Source organism: Paenisporosarcina sp. HGH0030, assembly GCF_000411295.1.
GTDB lineage: Bacteria > Bacillota > Bacilli > Bacillales_A > Planococcaceae > Paenisporosarcina.
In genome coordinates this window covers 298,717-316,960 of record NZ_KE150422.1, presented here as the reverse complement: position 1 = coordinate 316,960, position 18,244 = coordinate 298,717, and the positions used below count along the sequence as shown (strand labels likewise).

Below are 18,244 nucleotides of genomic sequence, written 5' to 3'. Positions count from 1 at the left end.
CGTTTTGAGAGAACATAAAAGTAATCGAAACGGAGGTGTCATTTTTATGACGAATAATCAGAATAAGCCGGGTGCATATACTCAAACCGGAACAGATATTGAAGAGGTCAAAAGAAATAATGCAAATTCAGGACTTACTTACAATCAAGTAAAGCAGTTGATTGCAAAAACGGTTGGCAATGAACAAACTGAATTCGGCAGTGAGCAAGTCTTTCCAGAACAACAAAAGAAAAAGTAAAGTTCATTATGTGAAGCAGGTGCCTTTTAGGTATCTGCTTTTATCTTTTGTAAATTGTAAGATAGAATTGACATAAGTGAGGTGGACGTGATGAATAAAACAATAGGTGTGTTTGCCCATGTTGATGCAGGGAAAACAACATTTTCCGAGCAAATTCTTTACCATACGAAAAGTATTAAGCACAGAGGACGTGTTGATCATAAAGATGCTTTCCTCGATAGCCATGAAATAGAAAGACAAAGAGGAATTACAGTATTTGCAGATCAAGCAACTTTTACATATAAAGATTCAACGTATTATTTAATTGATAACCCAGGACACGTTGATTTCTCTCCGGAAATGGAGCGTTCCGTTCAAGTAATGGATTACGCTATTGTTATATTAAGTGCTGTTGAAGGAATCGAAGGACATACAGCAACCATCTGGCAACTACTAAGAAAGCATCACGTTCCTACCTTTTTCTTTATTAATAAGACCGATCGTACTGGAGCGGATGTGAAAAACGTAGTAAAAGAAATACAGGAAGACTTTTCAGCGGACGTCATTGATATTACTCAATCTTTTCACGAAGGTGAAATGACGGAAAGTCTAATAGAATCTATCGCTGAACGCAATGAAAATCTTCTTGAACACTATATGGAAGATGGTTACGAGAAGGATTTATGGATCAACACAATGAAAGACTTGATTAAGGATAACAAAGTTTTTCCGTGTGCCAGTGGGTCAGCGCTGCAGGATATTGGTATAGTCGAATTCCTGGATAAATTTCATCAATTGACCGAGACGCAATATACAAGTGATGAAGCATTCTCTGGAAGAGTTTATAAAGTTAGGCATGATGAAAAAGGGACAAGAATCACTTTTATTAAATCATTAAGCGGTACTTTGAGCGTTAGAGATGAAATAACGTATAGTCCGATAGAGCAAGCATTAACGGAAAAAATCACACAAATACGGGTCTACAATGGGAATAAATTCAAAACGGTAGAACATGTGAAGGCCGGTGAACTTTTTGCAGTTTCAGGACTGACAAATGCAGTTACAGGCGATGGCTTAGGAACTTTATACGGGAAAGCTGATTATGAAATGGTACCGACATTGAAATCCAAAGTTGTTATTGTTCCATCTGTTCATATAAAAGATGCATTGAAGTGTTTTCAATTACTGGATGTGGAAGATCCATCGTTGAATGTGATGTGGGAGGAACGTCTCCAGGAAATTCATATCCATGTGATGGGTGCAATTCAATTGGAAATTTTGAAACAGCTGGTTGCAGAAAGATTTCATTTTGAAGTTGAATTTGAAGAACCGCAAATCCTTTATAAAGAAACCATTAACTCTACTACCATAGGGTACGGGCATTTTGAGCCATTGAAACATTATGCCGAAGTTCATTTGAAAATGGAACCTGCTAGGAGAAACAGTGGTATCACATTTGATAATGTCTGTCATGCGAATCACTTGTCGGTGGGCAATCAAAACTTGGTCAAGCATCATTTATTGGAGAAGGCGCATAACGGATTGTTAACCGGTTCACCATTGACAGATATTAAGGTCACATTACTAACAGGACGAGCCGACAATATGCATACGTCTGGCGGTGATTTCCGGGAAGCCACATACAGGGCATTGAGACAGGGGGTGGAAAAAGCATCAAATCTTCTGCTGGAGCCCTTTTATGACTTTAGGATAAAAGTAGACGTTGATCAGATGGGAAAAGTACTTTCCGATATTCAAATGGCGCATGGAAGTTTTGATTCACCTAAAACGGAAGGCCATAAAGTGATATTGACCGGAAAAGTCCCAGTGGCCACCTTTATGAACTATGCAGCGGAGCTTGCTTCGTTTACACAAGGAAAAGGTGTATTAAATTTGATGTTCGGTGGATATGAGCAATGTCATAATGAAGATGAAGTCATTCAGAGAATTGCTTACAATAAAGATGCAGACCCTGAATATAGTTCATCATCAATTTTCTGCGCGAAAGGTAAAGGCTACACTGTACCGTGGGAGCGGGCAGAAGAACTAATGCATTGTTTATAATGCAGAATAGAGGGTTTTTCATGAGTGAGAAGGAAATGGATAGAATGCTTCGTATTAAAACGGCAGGAACGCTCGAAGTGCTGAATCAGTCCGTGCATTATAATCGATATGAAGCAACACCCTATATTGCTTTAGATGAACTGTTCAAACATTATGAAATAACAAAGGACAATCGAATAGTGGATGTTGGATGTGGCAAAGGTCGGCTTTCTTTTTACATTCATAATCATTTTCAAGTACCGACAATAGGTATTGAAATGAGTGGCAAACTTTATCAAGATGCACTAGAAAATTTGCAGAGCTACGATAAGACTGGGAAGAAATCGAAGGGACTAATTACCTTCGAACGATGTCTTGCTGAGGACTACAAAATTGATACTAGAGATGATGTATTCTATTTCTTCAATCCATTTTCCGAACAAATTTTTATGAAATTTGTTGAACATATTCTCGATTCGGTGGATGAGCATAAAAGATCTATTGACTTAATTCTTTACTATCCAACCTCAGCGTATCTTTTGTTTCTCGAAACAAGGACAACCTTCGAATTTCTGCGAGAAATCAAAGTACCAGAGCTGTATGAACAAAATGAAAATGAACGATTCATGATTTTTCATCTACCTTTAATGAAACTAAAAATAGAACGTGAAGAGCCTAATACAAACTAAACTTAAAAATGAAATGAGGATGAATTTATGACGAAGGTGAATGAACTGGATGGAGCAAAAGTAATCAAACAAACGAAAAATGACGGAACACTAAAATTAAGCACTATGTATTTTGAAGAAAAAGATGGCACTACGATTGAAGTACCGATAACTGCTTTAGCCATTGCAAAGTACGAAGAAGAACGAGGGTATTATTTATTCATGTGTGATAGCGAATGGACAGTTCAGGACGATCATCATCTTGAATCACTTGAGGAGGCAATCACTTGGGCAGAAAAGAATTTTGATGTGACTGATAAAGAATGGATGTAGGTTTAATAATTCAAGTAGATGAGGTGATATTTAGATGAAGCCATATAAAAATTGTCAAAGTTGTGGAATGCCACTTTCAAAGGATGCTGAAGGTGGCGGTACAGAAAAGAATGGAAATAAAAGTGTCATGTATTGTAGCCATTGTTATCAAAATGGCACGTTTACATCTCCTGAGATGACCGTAGACAAAATGAGAGAGAAGGTGAAAGGAAAGTTGATTGAATTCGGAATTCCGAAAATGTTAACTGGACTGTTCACTCGTAATATTCATAAATTAGCCCGTTGGAATAATCCTAGTTAACAATAAAGAGTAGGGTTGCCATTAAACCAAGTTGGTTCAGAAAGGGATCAACTTTTTTTGTGGAATTAAAACGTGAAAGAATAGAACCTTTTAATCGATATTTCTTGTATGTGAGTTGAGTCTTTACTGGATAGTCATTAATATTCTCTCAACTATTTCTGATATAGATAGTTTGCTTACTTGACAAATTCAAGTTACAAAAATATAATTACTTACATAAAGTAACTTAATGGAGAAAACACGATACAAAAAGGGGATAGTAAAATGAGCGATATTCAAATGGTTTCCAAAGAAGCTCTTTCGGTTTTAAAAGATAAAATAAAGTTAATAAAAAAAGATGATGGTGCGGTTTATTTAGTAGGTCCCATTCGCCTACCTGTTAATTTATATGGAGAAACAGTCATTTTTCAATGGTACTGCTGGTTGAATAGCAACAATGAAAACGAAGATTTTCAACAGATTATAGATAATTTATCTTCTGCCAATCTTGCAGAATATCAACAGTCAAGCGTCTTGGTGTATGGTGATTTTGAAAATGATGAAGAAGCACTTATTAGAATGCACTCCATCTGTCACACTGGTGATATCTTTGGCAGTAAAAGATGTGATTGCGGATTTCAATTGAAACAATCCATGCAAATGATTGTCGATCACGGTTCAGGAGCGTTGTTTTATTTAGCAAATCATGAAGGTAGAGGAATTGGGTTATTCAGCAAAGCCATGGCCTATATTCTTCAGGAAAATGGCTACGACACAGTGGAAGCTAACGAAAGCCTCGGTTTTGTGGATGATTCCCGCAATTATGATGATGCCATCCATGTACTCAAAGCATTGCGTACAAAACCTGTTACTTTGTTGACAAATAATCCGAAAAAACTCGCGGCATTGATTGATGCCGGTATGCCAATTTCAGGTCGCACACCTTTATGGGGAGATGTATCCGAATATAATGAAGCTTACTTGCAGACGAAAATTAAACGCTCGGGACATTTAGAAATCGAGGATGAAGGGACTTGTCCGAATGACTAATCATGAATTTTATATGGATTTGGCCATTAATAATGCAAGGGCGATGAAGGGGCAAACAGATCCGAATCCTCTGGTGGGCTCAGTCATTGTGAATGACAACCGAATTGTTGGAGTCGGAGCTCATTTGAAAACTGGGGAACCACATGCAGAAATTCATGCGCTGCGCATGGCTGGAGACAAAGCGAGGGGTGGAACCATTTACGTCACACTCGAACCTTGCTCCCATCACGGGCGTACGGGTCCTTGTGCGGTGGCGATTGTAGAAGCCGGCTTGAAGAAAGTGGTTATTGCAACGCTCGATCCAAACCCAATGGTCTCCGGACGAGGTGTCAAAATTCTTGAAGATGCAGGAATTGAAGTCATTGTTGGCATTCAAGAAGATGCATCAAGAAAAATGAATGAAGTATTCAATAAGTTCATCGTCGAGAATCAACCATTCGTAACTTTAAAAGCGGGTATTACTTTAGATGGTAAAATTGCTACACATTCATCTGATAGCAAATGGATTACATCTGAAGAAGCAAGAAACGATGTCCATAAAATACGAAATGAAAACATGGCGATATTAGTGGGCGTAAATACTGTTATTGCGGACAACCCAGAATTAACAACAAGAATTCCAAATGGTCGAAACCCGATTCGCATTATATTGGATTCTACCTTAAAAGTTCCACTAGAGAGTAAGGTTGTTACAGATAAATTAGCTGATACCTGGATTTTTACCAGTGTTAACTATGATAGGGACAAGAAAAAAGCCTTGGAGAATTTGGGGATATCTGTTTTTTCCACGTCTGGTTCAAAACATGTAAACCCTGTTGAAGTGATGAAAGTCTTAGGTGAAAAAGGAATTTCATCTATATTGATTGAAGGTGGAGGAACCATCAACGCTGCTTTTTTAGAAAATAAATTGATTGATAAAGCCATTATTTATATTGCACCGAAATTAATCGGAGGACATCAAGCCCCTACTTTCATGGAAGGTACAGGAATTGACAAAATGGGCGATGCTGTTGAATTATTTGATACTGAGATGATAAAAATCGGGAAAGATTTTAAATTTACCGGTTATCCAGTATATAAAAAATGAAAGAAAAAATTGAGGGATTCCATTATGAAGTTTGGCTTTGATATAGACGACACGCTCATTAAGCTGAGAGAACATGCTTTTCATATCTACAATAAAAATTTGAAACAAAATGTTCCCATCGACGTTTTTCATGAAATAAAGATAGTTGAAATACATGAAGCATTCGGACTGGATGCACAACAAGGTGCTGATATGTGGAATCGTTCGCTGGAAGAAATTTATTACACGGCTTGTCCACCTTATCCAGGTGCCGTAGAGGCATTAGTGGAACTAAGTAACCAAGGTCATGAAATATATTATATAACTGCTCGACCGAGTGAACATGGCGAACGGACGAAAAAATGGATGATTGAACAAGGGTTTCCCGTACAAGATGATCGCTTCTTTTGCGGCATGAAGGATCAGGAAAAAGTTGATATCATTCAATCTTTACAACTCGATTATTATTTTGATGACAAGCCGGATGTGTTAAATACACTTTCATCAGCTCATCTCAAACCTTTTGTTATGAATCAATCCTATAACCAGCATCTGACCGTTCCAAGAATAGTGGACTGGTCTGAATTGCAAAAAGTTATCGAAAAAATTGATCACCATCAACTGTGAATAAAAGTATAATTCATCTCTATTTGTGAAACAGCGTATGTGAGTCTTCAGAAAATGGTACAATACTTAGTATAGGAAATTCTTTAGAATGCTTGAATGTTTTTTATCCGCTATGGCTTGTATATACTGATAAGCAAATATGAAATTTTCGATAATAAATAAATGAAAAAACATCAGCTGCGAATAGCTGGGTTTTTTTATTAAAGGAGATAGATTTACATGACTAACAAAGTACAAAATGATCTACCAGAAAATTACGAAGAACTGAAAAAAGAAGCGAACCGTACATCCAGTTGGAGAGCGCGTTTTGATGCAGTTGAGGAATTGGGTCAGTCCAAACACAGTAAAGTGATAGATGTTCTTACAAACCGTATGAACAACGATCCTGTATTTAAAGTGCAAGAGGCAGCTTACCGACAACTTAAAAATTTCGGTGAAGATGTAGAGAAGCCTAAACAAACAAAATTCGATATCATTAAAGGAACGTCTAAAATTTTGTTGCGCATTAAAAAGAGCTTGCCTGCCGATCATTCATATGACGAGTTCAAAGAGAAACTGAAAAAAATGAGACTTGATGTATATGATGCATACGAAGGTGAAAAGGGTGGCGAATTCGATAAGTGGCTTGAAAATGAATGGGCTTCCTTATTGAAAAAATAAATAAAACTAACCGATTGCACATAATTGCAATCGGTTTTTTTCACTCTATGGACTTACAACAGGTTCGAGTACAGTTAAAGTAAGATTAAGTGTATTCATCCTCACACTTGCGCCAAGCGGAATGGCAGCCTTAAAACGGCCATGTGCCGTGGCTACATTACTTAATATAGGTTTTCCTAAAGGCACAAGAAAATCATCTATTAGTTGATCGTACGAGACCCCATAGGCAGGTTCGCAATTTGTACACTCGCCCATCATAATTCCGATGCAATCCTCAAATTTACCGGCTAGTTTCAAGTGATTTAAATAGCGGTAAACAGTGTTGATAGGTTCATGTGTATCTTCAAGACAGAGAATCTTTCCTTCCGTATTAATTTCAAAGGGAGTGCCCAATGTGTCCACAAATGACGTCAGATTTCCACCTACAATCGGACCTGTTACATCCCCGGAAACTTTGTTCACGAACGGCATGCCTGGCGGGTTTACAATTTGCCATGGTGCTGGTCTAGCTGAAGTGGCAGCGAAATATTGATTGAAATTATAAGCAGGGGTTCGGGTGTTGAAATCAAGTAACAGTAAACTTTGAAAAGTAATCAAATCTGAATACTCATAAAGAGCGTTCAGTAAAATCGTTACATCGCTGTATCCTGAAATGATTTTTGGATTTTGCCTGATGACATTAAAGTCCAGGAAAGGAAGGATGCCAGCAACTCCGACTCCTCCTCTGGTTGGTAAAATACAGGTAACGGTTTTATCTTCAAACATCTTCATTAAATCCGATGCCCGTTCTTCAGGAGTTCCTGCCAGGAAACCGTCGTTATCATATACATGATCCCCAACAATGACGTTGAAGCCCATATTCTTTAAAGTAGCAATGCCTTCATCAATTCTCTGAGCACTTAATGGACTCCCTAAAGTCACAATCCCAATGGTGTCACCTGCTTGCAGTTGCGGGGGCTTTATAGCCATTTTTATTCAACTCCTTCCAATACACAAATATTCCTCTATTATATGGTTGTTATAAAAAGGAAAGTACTAATAGTAAAGCGAATTCGATGAGTTTAACTGACTTACATATGATTTTCGGCTAAAACAGATGTAGAATAAAAGAAAAACAAATGATTGGGTGATTTTATGAAACAAAATATAAAGCTTAAAGTGAAATCTTCTTTTGCAAAAAATATGAAAGAAGGATACCCGCTCATAACGGACGATGCAATCATCAATATGAAAGATGTAAAAGATGAAGGGACAATCATCGAACTTGTGGATGATCAACACCGTTTCATAGGAAAAGGTTATTATGGCAAACAGAACAAGGGTCGAGGGTGGATTTTGAGCCAAAATCAACATGAAAAATTTGATGCCTCGTTTTTTGAAGAAAAATTAAAACTGGCCATCGAACATCGGGATTCATTATTCCAGGATGCCAAGACAACTGCATTCCGCGTATTTAATGGAGAAGGCGACGGTGTGGGCGGTTTTACAATCGATTATTTCGATGGATACTATGTCATCAGTTGGTACAGTGAAGGAATTTACCAGTTTAAAAATGAAGTGATTCAAGCGTTGTCCAATGTGGTTGACGTGAAAGGTTTGTATGAAAAAAAACGTTTTGCCGTCAAAGGTACTTATATGGAAGATGATGATTTTATTTCGGGAGAAAAGGCTCCTGAACCATTGCTTGTAAAAGAGAATGACATGAATTTTGCAGTGTATTTAAACGACGGGGCAATGGTAGGCATCTTTTTGGACCAACGTGACGTAAGAAGAACTATTCGTGATTCCTATTCAAAAGGGAAAAATGTCTTGAATACGTTTTCTTATACAGGTGCATTTTCAGTTGCAGCGGCACTTGGTGGTGCAATAAAAACGACGAGTGTCGATCTGGCTAATCGCAGTAAAAGCAAAACGATCGAGCAGTTCAGTGTTAATGGTATCGATTTCGAGTCCCAGGACATTATTGTGGAAGATGTTTTTCATTATTTTAAATATGCGGTTCGAAAAGAATTGAAATTTGATTTGGTGATATTAGATCCTCCAAGCTTTGCCCGATCTAAAAAGCATACGTTCAGCGCTGGAAAGGACTATACAGATTTACTTATGCAAGCAATTGCCATTACTGAAAAAAACGGCATGATTGTTGCTTCTTCAAACTGCAGTACGTTTGGCATGACCAAGTTTAAAGGGTTTATTGATAAAGCGTTTAAACAATCTGGTGAAAAGTATACTATCCGGGAAGAGTTCTCTCTCCCTGAAGACTTTAAAACAATCGAAGAATTTAAAGAAGGAAATTATTTAAAAGTAGTGTTCATTGAAAAACGCTAATCCTCTCAGGAAATTTGACTTGAATATTTTTGACTAAATAATAAACTGCCCAGGAAGGCTTGTCCTTTCTGGGCAATTTTAAATATGAAATAACTATTGAGTGGAAAGAAAAGCCACTAAAACGTTTTAAGAATAAAAAAGTGAATAATCAGATTAAGTCAAATAGTCTAAAAATGTATTGTATATACTTTATACTACAGATAGTATTTAGGTATAAACATCATGAGACGAGGTATACCTTTGTGGAATTACTAACAGTGAATTTCCTATTTAATTTATCAATATTAATTGTTTTACTTTTTTTCTTTTTGATGTGGGCAGAAAAATCAGATGAAAAGAATAATTACCGAGAAACAGCTAAGTTATATTTTATCGTTTCTTTGGTGCTCTGTTATGTATTTTCATACCGCTTGACGGAAGATATAGTATTAGATCTGCGAATAGTCCCTTTTGTGATAGGGGGACTCTATTTGGGGATAAGTCCGATATTGGGTCTACTGATTATCGTTATTCGTGGATTTTTGGGAATCGATAACGGATTCTTTATAGCCGCATTGTTTTACGGAGTAGCCAGTTGGTTTATATGGTATATTTCCCCTTGGTTTTTAAAAAGGTCATCTAAATTCAGAATAATGTTTTCTATAGGGGTAACTTTTCTGGTCAGTTTGCTCATATTAGTAGGTTTAGAAATTCTGTCCCCGCCAGAACATTCTTTAGATTTCTGGTTTGCTTATCTTTTTGTACCGCCACTCGGAGTTGCCATGATTTCTTATCTTATAGAAGGTATTAGAAGAAATGTTCTTTTGCGACAGCGTTTGGTCAAGGCTGAAAAATTAGAGGCAGTTGAACAGATGGGTGCGGCCATTTCTCATGAGATTCGTAATCCCTTGACGTCTGCCATGGGTTTTGTTCAGCTTTTGGAAGATGATTTACTTGATTTGGATAAACGAAAGCAATATCTAAACATTTTAAAAGAAGAATTGCAATCAGCTGAAAAGGTAATACAGGATTATTTAACATTTTCCAAACCGACCATTGAATCCGTAGAAGTATTTCAAGTGGAAGAAGAGCTTAACCAAATACTAAAATTGCTGCAGCCTTCTGCTAATTGGTATTCAGTAAGAGTGGAAAGTGATTATAGCTCGTTAAATTACATACAAGGTGATCGTCAAAAATTTCATCAATGTTTTGTCAATGTCATAAAAAATGCGATTGAGTCCATGCCAAACGGTGGTATTTTATCGGTTTCCTCGCGCGCAGATTCTACTCACGTGACGATCAAGATTCAAGATACAGGAGTTGGTATGACGAAAGATCAAATAGAGCGTCTAGGTGAACCTTATTATTCAACGAAAGGAGATAAAGGGACTGGCCTCGGTGTGATGGTTGTAAATAGTATTGTCAAAGCTATGAAAGGAACCATACGAGTCAAAAGTAAAGTTGGGGAAGGAACTGTATTTACATTTACATTTCATGTGTATAAGAAAAGTAATCAGAATTCTTCAGGACAAGTCAAGCATCAAGATCTTCGTATGTAATGTATGATAATTTCCAAGCCGATCAATGGAATTTTTGGTTTACACGAGGAAACAAGCCGGGCAAAATTCGCGGTCATTTTATTCCGAATTCAAGCCTAATTAACAGCACAATAAGAATCAAGGCCGTTCCCAATTACACGGGAACGACCTTGATTTTGGATTATAGGCATAACCGGAAATTCCGAGTTATGGTTTATAAAAGTTCTCGGTGTAATAGGGTTGATTTTCATCATTAAATGCTACACCCACGCCAAGCAATTCAAAGTCGCTTTTTAAAAGATTCTTGCGATGCCCCATAGAATTCATCAATCCTTCATGTGCAAAAATACTGCTGGACTGACCATAAGCTAAATTTTCTCCAGCTACGGAATAATTGATGTTGTCCATCGTCATGCGATCAAAAGGAGATTGTCCTGATAAATTGGTATGACTGAAATAATTATGTTCTGCCATGTCTACACTGTGTTTATAAGCTGTTACCCTGATTTTGGATTCCCATTTCACTGGTGAGACATTGTGATGAACTCGGGCAGCATTTGTTAAATCGAATAATTGAAATTCAAATCCCTTTTGTAAATCCGCACTTGTGTCACCATATAAAGCACCTTTTTGGTTTTCCAAATGCTTTGAAATAATTTGGATTGCAGTGACAGTATTTTTTTCATGGACGTCATAAAACACAGTCACATAGACATTTTCGATTAAGTAAGTATCCATCTCTCCATCACTATTCAACAAGTATCGGACATTGCCTTTTTGAATGTATTTGATAGGCTTTCCTAATGCATTATGAACAATAGATTTTGGACTGCTCAGTTTGAATCCGTATGAAGTGGAAATCAAGTCATTATTGGTAAATAGCCCATTCACTTGTTGAGACTCATCGAACGAAACCATTAAAAAGTTTTGATAGTCTGTGTGATAGGTATGCCAATCTGAGCCATATTCATTTTTAGTGATGCGTTTCGCCTTGCCTAGCTCGGCATTGACCGATTCCATGCTGTCCCCAATTTGTATGTTATGAACGGCAAATAATCCCTCTGTAGGTGTTGATAGTGCAGGTTTTTCGACTTGATTAATGGATGCATACTTCGTTTCTCCTGCTTCCAATGTCAGTTTTGCGGGTATGGTAGCCACTTTTTGGGATAAATCAGCAATAATGGGCTGCTCTTTTAAATACTCGTATCCTTTAATTACTTGTGCATCAATTGTATTTAAAAAAGATACATCAACGTATTTGCTGGCTGGTTCTTCCCACAGCGGACTTGTTAAATAAGCTGCAAAAAGTAATGTGAGGATTAATTTTATGTAACCCAAATTTTGTTCCACCCTTATCATCAAATTGTATTCTCGTATTGGAAAATACTTGTTATTTGACAGTATATCCAGCGCGACCTGGATGAATACGTGATAAGTGGGGGTTTCTTTTAAAATAGTCTTTGTTAAACGAGATTGCTCGTTTAACGGAGCGGATTTCCACTTTTATTATCTCTGATGTTGATGGTAATTCCCTCATTTCAATAATAATCAATAATAAAAGCTAACTGTCTTAAAATACATTTTGAATAGTAACCTTAAAGGCTTAGAATAAGAGTATTACAGCGAAGAAATTGGGTGTGTGATGGAGTCGATTCTAAAGTATATAGAAGATATGGGCTTTTATATGGTATTAATTTTACCGATCATTCTAGTGGTTCGTTTCATTCAAATAAAACGCAATAATAAACAATTGAATATCTTACGAGAATGCGGGATTGTCTTTTTTTTCATGTTCCTGGCGGGGCTGTTGTCACAGACGATTTTGCCATCAGTGAGCAATCAAGGCGGGGAAGTGCAATTAATAAACGGAGATCATCAAGCAATTAATATAGAACTTTTTCGAGTCTTGTTTGAAACATATAACGCGATTAAATATTTGAACTTATGGCAACCTTTTTTCATTAATTTCGTTGGTAATATTGTGATGTTTCTTCCGATTGGCTTTTTTCTTCCGTTGTTATGGCAGAAATTCAATCGCGCTTGGAAAGTGATTGGGACTGGACTGCTCCTATCATTAGCCATAGAAATATTACAGTTACCTCAAATGCGCAGCAGTGACGTGGACGATTTGTGGCTGAATACATTGGGGACGGCAATTGGCTATGTCTTGTATAGAGGGTTCCCTAAATCGTTCAAAAAATGGTTTAAAAACTAGAGCCATGGGTAAATAACCTATGAATCTAGAAATTAAGGGGTTTGACTGCATGATACCACCAGTAGAAACAAAAATGGACGGAAAGAAAATGACCGTTATCGATGATTTGGTTAAACAAGGCGTATTTAAAGTTGAAGGAAAACAATTATATGAACTATCCCTATATGAATTAATTAAAGAGCATATGGAAAAAGTAGATTAATTAGGTGTCAGAGTAACAGGAGCGATCCAGTTACTCTGGCTCTTTTTTGTGGGTCTGTTGATATAGGTTCATAAAACAGATAAAAAGTGACATTAAATTAACTGGGGAAAAATGATATAATTTCACATTGAAGTGATTAATAAATGATTGAATGAGATGTCGGGAAGCGAAATGTTTGGGAGGAGTTCTCATGAGTCAAACAAAGCGCAAAAAATTTATCAAGGATTGGCTGGATGAGGCAACCATTGCTGATATGTAGGATCTAGTAATGAAATGACTTCTGAGGATTTGGTTTTCATGTATAATTGCGATAAGTAAGTCGATGGACGATTCCAACTTGATGCCGTGGTCTTTCCTCAAGATCATGTGTGCTGTATCGGTGCTGCCGCAGGTACACCATTCATCACTGTTCCTGCGGATTTTTCGCAGGCAGGAGAACCCTTTGGACTTACCTTTTCAGGCTTCGCGTGGAGTGAGCTTTTGCTCATTTCAATGGCATATGCATTCTAACAAAAAGTAATTGCTCGGAGAAAACCGTAATTCACGTTACAATATAAACACAAACTATGTTTTTTTGGAAAAGAGAGTTGATATCACAATGACAACAAATTCATTTTTACCTATATTGCTTGGATCAGATATGAATGCTTATGGAATGGCACGTGCTTTTCACGAAGCCTATGGTTTAAAGCCGCTAGTCCTTGGACGTATGAATTTATCCGCAACACAAGACAGCAAAATCCTGGATTTTCAGGTTATCCCGCGTTTAAATGAACAGGACGTATTCGTTCCGGCACTTATTAAAGTGGCGGGTGAACATACAGACAAAAAGCTTTTGCTCCTTGCATGTGGCGATGATTATGCAAAATTAATCATTAAAAATAAGGAGCAATTGCTGCCTTATTTCGCGGTTCCATATATTGATGAAAAATTAATGGATCGCATCGTTCTTAAAGAGAACTTCTATAATATTTGTGAGCAATACGGCTTTGCCTATCCTAAAACGTCACTATGCACATATGACACGAAGGATACGTTTGCAATTGACTTTATGTATCCAATCATCATTAAAGCATCAAACTCTGTAGCGTACTGGAATTGCTCGTTCCCTGGAAAGAAAAAAGTGTTTGTCGCACACGATGAAGCAGAAAAAAACGCCATTATCGAAGCGATCTATAGCTCATCTTACAAAGATAATTTAACGATTCAGGAATTTATTCCTGGAGACGATTCCTACATGCGCGTGTTGAACGCATACGTTGGGAAAGATGGCGAAGTTAAGCTCATGTCACTTGGAAATCCAATTCTCGAAGAACATTCTCCAGAAGGAATCGGGAGCTATGCGGCAATCATTAATACATTTGATGAGGCATTACTTGACCGAGTTCGTGTATTCCTAGAAGATATTGGCTACACAGGCTTCGCGAATTTTGATATGAAGCTGGATTTGCGTGATGGTGAATATAAACTGTTTGAAATCAACTTGCGAAATGGCCGCAGCAGTTACTATGTAACGGCAAGTGGACATAATTTGATGAAATACGTAGCAGACGATCATATGCTCAATATTCCACAAACATTGACGTATGCGAAGGACAAGCACTTATGGATGATCATTCCTAAAGGTGTATTATTCAAATACGCACAAAACGAGCTGTTGAAAGAAGAAGCCAGGGAGTTAATTTCAGAAGGAAAAGTGACAAATCACTTATTCTACAAAGAGGATTTCAATCCGAAACGTTGGGCGAAATTGACGCTCAATAATTTGAATTACTATCGTAAATACAAAAAATACTTTAATAACAAAGGTTTGTCATAAGTTATGAAGACGAAAATATTAGGCATCATTGGAGGGGTAGGTCCCCTGGCCACTATGTTGCTTGGTGAAATGATTGTCAAACGCACGAAAGCGAAAACCGATCAACAGCATGTCAACATGGTGATTACCAATAATACGGCCATACCAGACCGTACAACATATATCTTAGATCGATCGAAAGCCAACCCAGTGCCAGTGATGATTTCCGATGCTACAAAACTGAAATCTATTGGTGCGGAAGTGTTGGCGGTTCCGTGCAATACTGCTCACTCTTTTTATAAAGAGATTCAACAAGGAGCGGAAATTCCCGTATTGCACATGATTAACGAAACGGCAAAACGTGCAGCTCAAATTGGTGCCAAAAAAGTAGGAATTCTGGCAACAACAGGTACATTGACGGCTTCTGTTTACCAACTGGCTTGTAAAGAGAGTGGCATTCAACCGGTTGTACCCGATGAGGAAACTCAGAAACTGGTCATGTCAGTTATTTATGATGACGTCAAAGCTGGGCAACCTGTCGATTTTCTAAAATGGCAGCAAATCATCAATCAAATGAACGAATTGGGTTGCGATCATTTGATATTGGGCTGTACAGAATTATCGATTGTCAAAAAAGAACTGAATCTTGATGAAACTTATATTGATTCGCTGATGGTATTAGCTGAAAGTGCCATACTTGCATGCGGCTACGAATTGAATGATTAAACATACTCTGTCTCCTTCATGGGGACAGGGTTTTTATTATGGGGAAAACGACTGAATATATCAGTAAAAGGTTGAAGATAGTGATTTGTGGTACACTAGGAGCATGTATTTATAAAGGTGGAATAACCCATGACATTTATCGAAAACTTAAAACCAGAACTTCAAAATAAATGGAAATTTGAATATGAAATGCCTGTTCAGTCACAATTAATCCCTAGCATGCTGGAAGGAAAAGATGTGGTGGCACAATCGCCGACAGGATCAGGGAAAACTTTGGCGTATGTATTGCCGATATTGAATCAAGTGAATGGTGCCATTCAAAAAACACAAGCACTTATCGTTGCCCCTTCACAGGAACTATCCATGCAAATCGTTGAAGTATTGCGAGAGTGGACTGCAGATACCGATATTACGGTTGCTCAACTAATCGGAGGAGCCAATATGGCTCGTCAATTGGAAAAATTAAAGAAAAAGCCCACAATTGTTGTAGGAACACCGGGGCGTTTGAATGAATTAATGAAATCAAAGAAACTTAAATTGCACGATATACGACATATTGTTTTAGATGAGGGAGATCAACTATTGGCCCGTGAGCATCGTGGTATCATTAAAGCGCTTATCGATGGGTCTAATCATGACAGACAGATTGTGGTCGTTTCAGCAACAATAACAGAAGAAATTGAGCTTGTTGCAAGCCGCATGATGAAAGAGCCGATTCGAATTCAAGTTAGTCATGAAGAATTGCCAGCACAAGGAAAAGTGGTCCATTCATTCGTCAAAGTAGAAGAACGAGATAAAACCGATTTATTGCGACGGTTGGCGCACGTAGAAGGCTTACGGGGTCTAGCATTTGTCAATAATTTAGATCAATTGTTGATGAAAGAAACGAAACTGAAATTCCGTGAAGCAAAAATAGTTGCCTTGCACTCAGATATGAAAAAAGAAGAACGTAAGCAGGCATTGGCTTCTTTCCGTAAAGGCGAAGTAAGCATACTGATCGCTACAGATATTGCAGCACGAGGTCTTGACATTGAAGGATTGACTCATGTCATTCACGTCGATGTACCGCACTCAATAGAACCTTATCTGCACCGTTCAGGTCGAACAGGCCGTGCTGGTGCTGACGGGGAAGTATTGTCTTTATTAACCTACACAGACGAAAAGAATTTTAAAAAATGGACGAAAGAATTGCCTTCAAAACCCGTTCAAAAGGTATGGGATCAAGGTAAATTGATTGAAGGGTCCTCAAAAACGGTGCAACAAAGGGGGAAAAAGAAATGACATTTGAAGAGAAACTAGCCGAATATGCAGATTTGGCAGTTCGCGTTGGAATCAATGTCCAACCTGGTCAATATGTATTGATAAATACAACGACTGATACCCTTGATTTTACGCGTTTGGTTGTGAAGAAATCATATGAAGCTGGAGCAAAGCGTGTCCATGTGAATTTCTCAGATGGACCGATAAATCGTGCTTTTTATGAGTTGGCACCAGATTCCGCTATGCACGAATTTCCTGCATGGATGGTTACACAGCGTGAAGAATTGATCGATCAGCAGGGAGCTTTGTTGTGGATTGATGCAGAAGATCCTGATTTATTGGCTGGAATTCCTGCCAAACGCATTTCCGATCAACAAAAAGTGGCTGGCCGTGCATTGGAAAAATATCGCGCTTCCGTCATGTCAGATAAAATTGCTTGGTCGATTGTAGCTATACCTTCAGAGATGTGGGCAGCCAAAGTATTCCCGGATTTGCCAAAAGAAGAGCAGTTATCCATGCTATGGGAAACGATTTTTAAAACCGTACGCATCGGAGATGGAACTGCTGTTGATCAATGGAAAACACATATCCGCGATTTGGAAGCCCGTGCAACAGCTTTAAATGATAAACGTTTCAAAAAAATTATTTATAAAGCACCAGGCACGGATTTGATAATCGAATTGCCGGATAAACATATTTGGATGTCCGGTGCCAGCAGAACACCTAACAGAACAGCGTTTATTGCGAATATGCCGACTGAAGAAGTGTACACTGCTCCATTAAAATTTGGTGTAAATGGCTATGTCCGTAATACTAAACCATTTGTATATCAAGGTAATATCATAGACAAATTTACGTTAACATTTGAAAAAGGAAAGATCGTGAAGGCTGAGGCTGAAGTAGGGAATGACTTATTGCAGCAACTCATTCAACATGATGAAGGCTCTGCTTATTTAGGGGAGTTGGCATTGGTACCTCATGAATCACCGATTTCATCTTCTGGAATTTTGTTCTACAACACATTATTTGATGAAAATGCCTCTAACCATTTAGCAATTGGCGAAGCGTATCCAACATGCGTTGAGGGTGCACGGGACTTAGAAGAAGCACAGCTTCGTGCTTTAGGATTAAATACATCAATCACTCATGAAGATTTCATGATAGGCAGTGCAGAAATGGACATTGATGGCGAATACGAAGATGGTACAAGAGAACCGATTTTCCGCAAAGGTAATTGGGCATTTTAAGGTGATG

General features: G+C 37.9%; 19 protein-coding genes. 17 read left to right on the top strand and 2 right to left on the bottom strand.

The features are described from left to right. Positions 1 to 46: 46 nt before the first annotated feature. From HMPREF1210_RS13695 to HMPREF1210_RS13655, 9 genes are all read left to right on the top strand, one after another. On the top strand, positions 47 to 238 hold the full coding sequence (locus HMPREF1210_RS13695; RefSeq protein ID WP_016429289.1) for a hypothetical protein: 192 nt from the start codon (positions 47 to 49) through the stop codon (positions 236 to 238). A 90-nt stretch (positions 239 to 328) separates the two neighbouring features. Next, on the top strand, positions 329 to 2,281 hold the full coding sequence (locus tag HMPREF1210_RS13690; RefSeq protein ID WP_016429288.1) for a translation factor GTPase family protein: 1,953 nt from the start codon (positions 329 to 331) through the stop codon (positions 2,279 to 2,281). 20 nt (positions 2,282 to 2,301) lie between these two features. After that, complete coding sequence (locus HMPREF1210_RS13685) at positions 2,302 to 2,949, top strand: methyltransferase (protein ID WP_016429287.1); 648 nt, start codon at positions 2,302 to 2,304, stop codon at positions 2,947 to 2,949. Positions 2,950 to 2,976: 27 nt separating this feature from the next. Then, on the top strand, positions 2,977 to 3,261 hold the full coding sequence (locus HMPREF1210_RS13680) for a hypothetical protein (RefSeq protein WP_016429286.1): 285 nt from the start codon (positions 2,977 to 2,979) through the stop codon (positions 3,259 to 3,261). A gap of 34 nt (positions 3,262 to 3,295) precedes the next feature. Further along, on the top strand, positions 3,296 to 3,562 hold the full coding sequence (locus HMPREF1210_RS13675; protein WP_016429285.1) for a zinc ribbon domain-containing protein: 267 nt from the start codon (positions 3,296 to 3,298) through the stop codon (positions 3,560 to 3,562). 264 nt (positions 3,563 to 3,826) lie between these two features. Further along, positions 3,827 to 4,591, top strand: coding sequence for a GTP cyclohydrolase II (locus HMPREF1210_RS13670; protein WP_016429284.1), 765 nt, complete (start codon positions 3,827 to 3,829; stop codon positions 4,589 to 4,591). Further along, the gene (ribD, locus tag HMPREF1210_RS13665; protein WP_016429283.1) at positions 4,584 to 5,678 is read left to right on the top strand and encodes a bifunctional diaminohydroxyphosphoribosylaminopyrimidine deaminase/5-amino-6-(5-phosphoribosylamino)uracil reductase RibD; all 1,095 of its coding nucleotides are present in this window, start codon (positions 4,584 to 4,586) and stop codon (positions 5,676 to 5,678) included. Before HMPREF1210_RS13670 ends, ribD begins: the two co-directional genes overlap by 8 nt. Positions 5,679 to 5,702: 24 nt before the next feature. Further along, complete coding sequence (locus HMPREF1210_RS13660; protein ID WP_016429282.1) at positions 5,703 to 6,284, top strand: HAD family acid phosphatase; 582 nt, start codon at positions 5,703 to 5,705, stop codon at positions 6,282 to 6,284. A gap of 219 nt (positions 6,285 to 6,503) precedes the next feature. Continuing rightward, complete coding sequence (locus HMPREF1210_RS13655; protein WP_016429281.1) at positions 6,504 to 6,944, top strand: HEAT repeat domain-containing protein; 441 nt, start codon at positions 6,504 to 6,506, stop codon at positions 6,942 to 6,944. A gap of 45 nt (positions 6,945 to 6,989) precedes the next feature. Here the strand turns inward: HMPREF1210_RS13655 and HMPREF1210_RS13650 are convergent, their stop codons facing one another. Further along, entirely contained in the window at positions 6,990 to 7,913 is a 924-nt protein-coding gene (locus HMPREF1210_RS13650) for an LD-carboxypeptidase (RefSeq protein WP_016429280.1), read from the bottom strand. A 165-nt stretch (positions 7,914 to 8,078) separates the two neighbouring features. On the opposite strand from HMPREF1210_RS13650, the gene HMPREF1210_RS13645 reads away from it, so the two are divergent. Further along, positions 8,079 to 9,272 carry a class I SAM-dependent rRNA methyltransferase gene (locus HMPREF1210_RS13645; RefSeq protein WP_016429279.1) on the top strand — a complete coding sequence of 398 codons (1,194 nt, stop codon included), beginning with the start codon at positions 8,079 to 8,081 and terminating at the stop codon, positions 9,270 to 9,272. A gap of 470 nt (positions 9,273 to 9,742) precedes the next feature. Then, positions 9,743 to 10,810, top strand: coding sequence for a HAMP domain-containing sensor histidine kinase (locus HMPREF1210_RS13640; protein ID WP_231391159.1), 1,068 nt, complete (start codon positions 9,743 to 9,745; stop codon positions 10,808 to 10,810). Positions 10,811 to 10,996: 186 nt separating this feature from the next. Here the strand turns inward: HMPREF1210_RS13640 and HMPREF1210_RS13635 are convergent, their stop codons facing one another. Beyond that, positions 10,997 to 12,127, bottom strand: a complete 1,131-nt coding sequence (locus HMPREF1210_RS13635) for a CAP domain-containing protein (RefSeq protein WP_016429277.1) — start codon at positions 12,125 to 12,127, stop codon at positions 10,997 to 10,999. 304 nt (positions 12,128 to 12,431) lie between these two features. On the opposite strand from HMPREF1210_RS13635, the gene HMPREF1210_RS13630 reads away from it, so the two are divergent. From HMPREF1210_RS13630 to HMPREF1210_RS13610, 6 genes are all read left to right on the top strand, one after another. Further along, a complete protein-coding gene (locus tag HMPREF1210_RS13630) occupies positions 12,432 to 13,004 on the top strand; it encodes a VanZ family protein (RefSeq protein ID WP_016429276.1) in 573 nt (190 codons plus the stop codon). A gap of 49 nt (positions 13,005 to 13,053) precedes the next feature. Beyond that, positions 13,054 to 13,206, top strand: coding sequence for a Fur-regulated basic protein FbpA (locus HMPREF1210_RS17820; protein ID WP_016429275.1), 153 nt, complete (start codon positions 13,054 to 13,056; stop codon positions 13,204 to 13,206). 598 nt (positions 13,207 to 13,804) lie between these two features. Continuing rightward, entirely contained in the window at positions 13,805 to 15,025 is a 1,221-nt protein-coding gene (locus HMPREF1210_RS13625; protein ID WP_016429274.1) for a hypothetical protein, read from the top strand. Positions 15,026 to 15,028: 3 nt separating this feature from the next. After that, positions 15,029 to 15,730 (top strand): aspartate/glutamate racemase family protein, encoded by a 702-nt coding sequence (locus HMPREF1210_RS13620; protein WP_016429273.1) that lies wholly within the window; start codon positions 15,029 to 15,031, stop codon positions 15,728 to 15,730. A 129-nt stretch (positions 15,731 to 15,859) separates the two neighbouring features. Beyond that, positions 15,860 to 17,011 carry a DEAD/DEAH box helicase gene (locus HMPREF1210_RS13615; protein WP_016429272.1) on the top strand — a complete coding sequence of 384 codons (1,152 nt, stop codon included), beginning with the start codon at positions 15,860 to 15,862 and terminating at the stop codon, positions 17,009 to 17,011. Continuing rightward, a complete protein-coding gene (locus tag HMPREF1210_RS13610) occupies positions 17,008 to 18,237 on the top strand; it encodes an aminopeptidase (protein ID WP_016429271.1) in 1,230 nt (409 codons plus the stop codon). Before HMPREF1210_RS13615 ends, HMPREF1210_RS13610 begins: the two co-directional genes overlap by 4 nt. The last annotated feature ends 7 nt before the right edge of the window (positions 18,238 to 18,244 follow it).

Bases quoted from the DNA above. Each gene is read 5' to 3' on its own strand.
- HMPREF1210_RS13695 (WP_016429289.1), top strand. From the start codon at position 47: ATGACGAATAATCAGAATAAGCCGGGTGCATATACTCAAACCGGAACA.
- HMPREF1210_RS13690 (WP_016429288.1), top strand. From the start codon at position 329: ATGAATAAAACAATAGGTGTGTTTGCCCATGTTGATGCAGGGAAAACA.
- HMPREF1210_RS13685 (WP_016429287.1), top strand. From the start codon at position 2,302: ATGAGTGAGAAGGAAATGGATAGAATGCTTCGTATTAAAACGGCAGGA.
- HMPREF1210_RS13680 (WP_016429286.1), top strand. From the start codon at position 2,977: ATGACGAAGGTGAATGAACTGGATGGAGCAAAAGTAATCAAACAAACG.
- HMPREF1210_RS13675 (WP_016429285.1), top strand. From the start codon at position 3,296: ATGAAGCCATATAAAAATTGTCAAAGTTGTGGAATGCCACTTTCAAAG.
- HMPREF1210_RS13670 (WP_016429284.1), top strand. From the start codon at position 3,827: ATGAGCGATATTCAAATGGTTTCCAAAGAAGCTCTTTCGGTTTTAAAA.
- ribD (WP_016429283.1), top strand. From the start codon at position 4,584: ATGACTAATCATGAATTTTATATGGATTTGGCCATTAATAATGCAAGG.
- HMPREF1210_RS13660 (WP_016429282.1), top strand. From the start codon at position 5,703: ATGAAGTTTGGCTTTGATATAGACGACACGCTCATTAAGCTGAGAGAA.
- HMPREF1210_RS13655 (WP_016429281.1), top strand. From the start codon at position 6,504: ATGACTAACAAAGTACAAAATGATCTACCAGAAAATTACGAAGAACTG.
- HMPREF1210_RS13650 (WP_016429280.1), bottom strand. From the start codon at position 7,913: ATGGCTATAAAGCCCCCGCAACTGCAAGCAGGTGACACCATTGGGATT.
- HMPREF1210_RS13645 (WP_016429279.1), top strand. From the start codon at position 8,079: ATGAAACAAAATATAAAGCTTAAAGTGAAATCTTCTTTTGCAAAAAAT.
- HMPREF1210_RS13630 (WP_016429276.1), top strand. From the start codon at position 12,432: ATGGAGTCGATTCTAAAGTATATAGAAGATATGGGCTTTTATATGGTA.
- HMPREF1210_RS17820 (WP_016429275.1), top strand. From the start codon at position 13,054: ATGATACCACCAGTAGAAACAAAAATGGACGGAAAGAAAATGACCGTT.
- HMPREF1210_RS13625 (WP_016429274.1), top strand. From the start codon at position 13,805: ATGACAACAAATTCATTTTTACCTATATTGCTTGGATCAGATATGAAT.
- HMPREF1210_RS13620 (WP_016429273.1), top strand. From the start codon at position 15,029: ATGAAGACGAAAATATTAGGCATCATTGGAGGGGTAGGTCCCCTGGCC.
- HMPREF1210_RS13615 (WP_016429272.1), top strand. From the start codon at position 15,860: ATGACATTTATCGAAAACTTAAAACCAGAACTTCAAAATAAATGGAAA.
- HMPREF1210_RS13610 (WP_016429271.1), top strand. From the start codon at position 17,008: ATGACATTTGAAGAGAAACTAGCCGAATATGCAGATTTGGCAGTTCGC.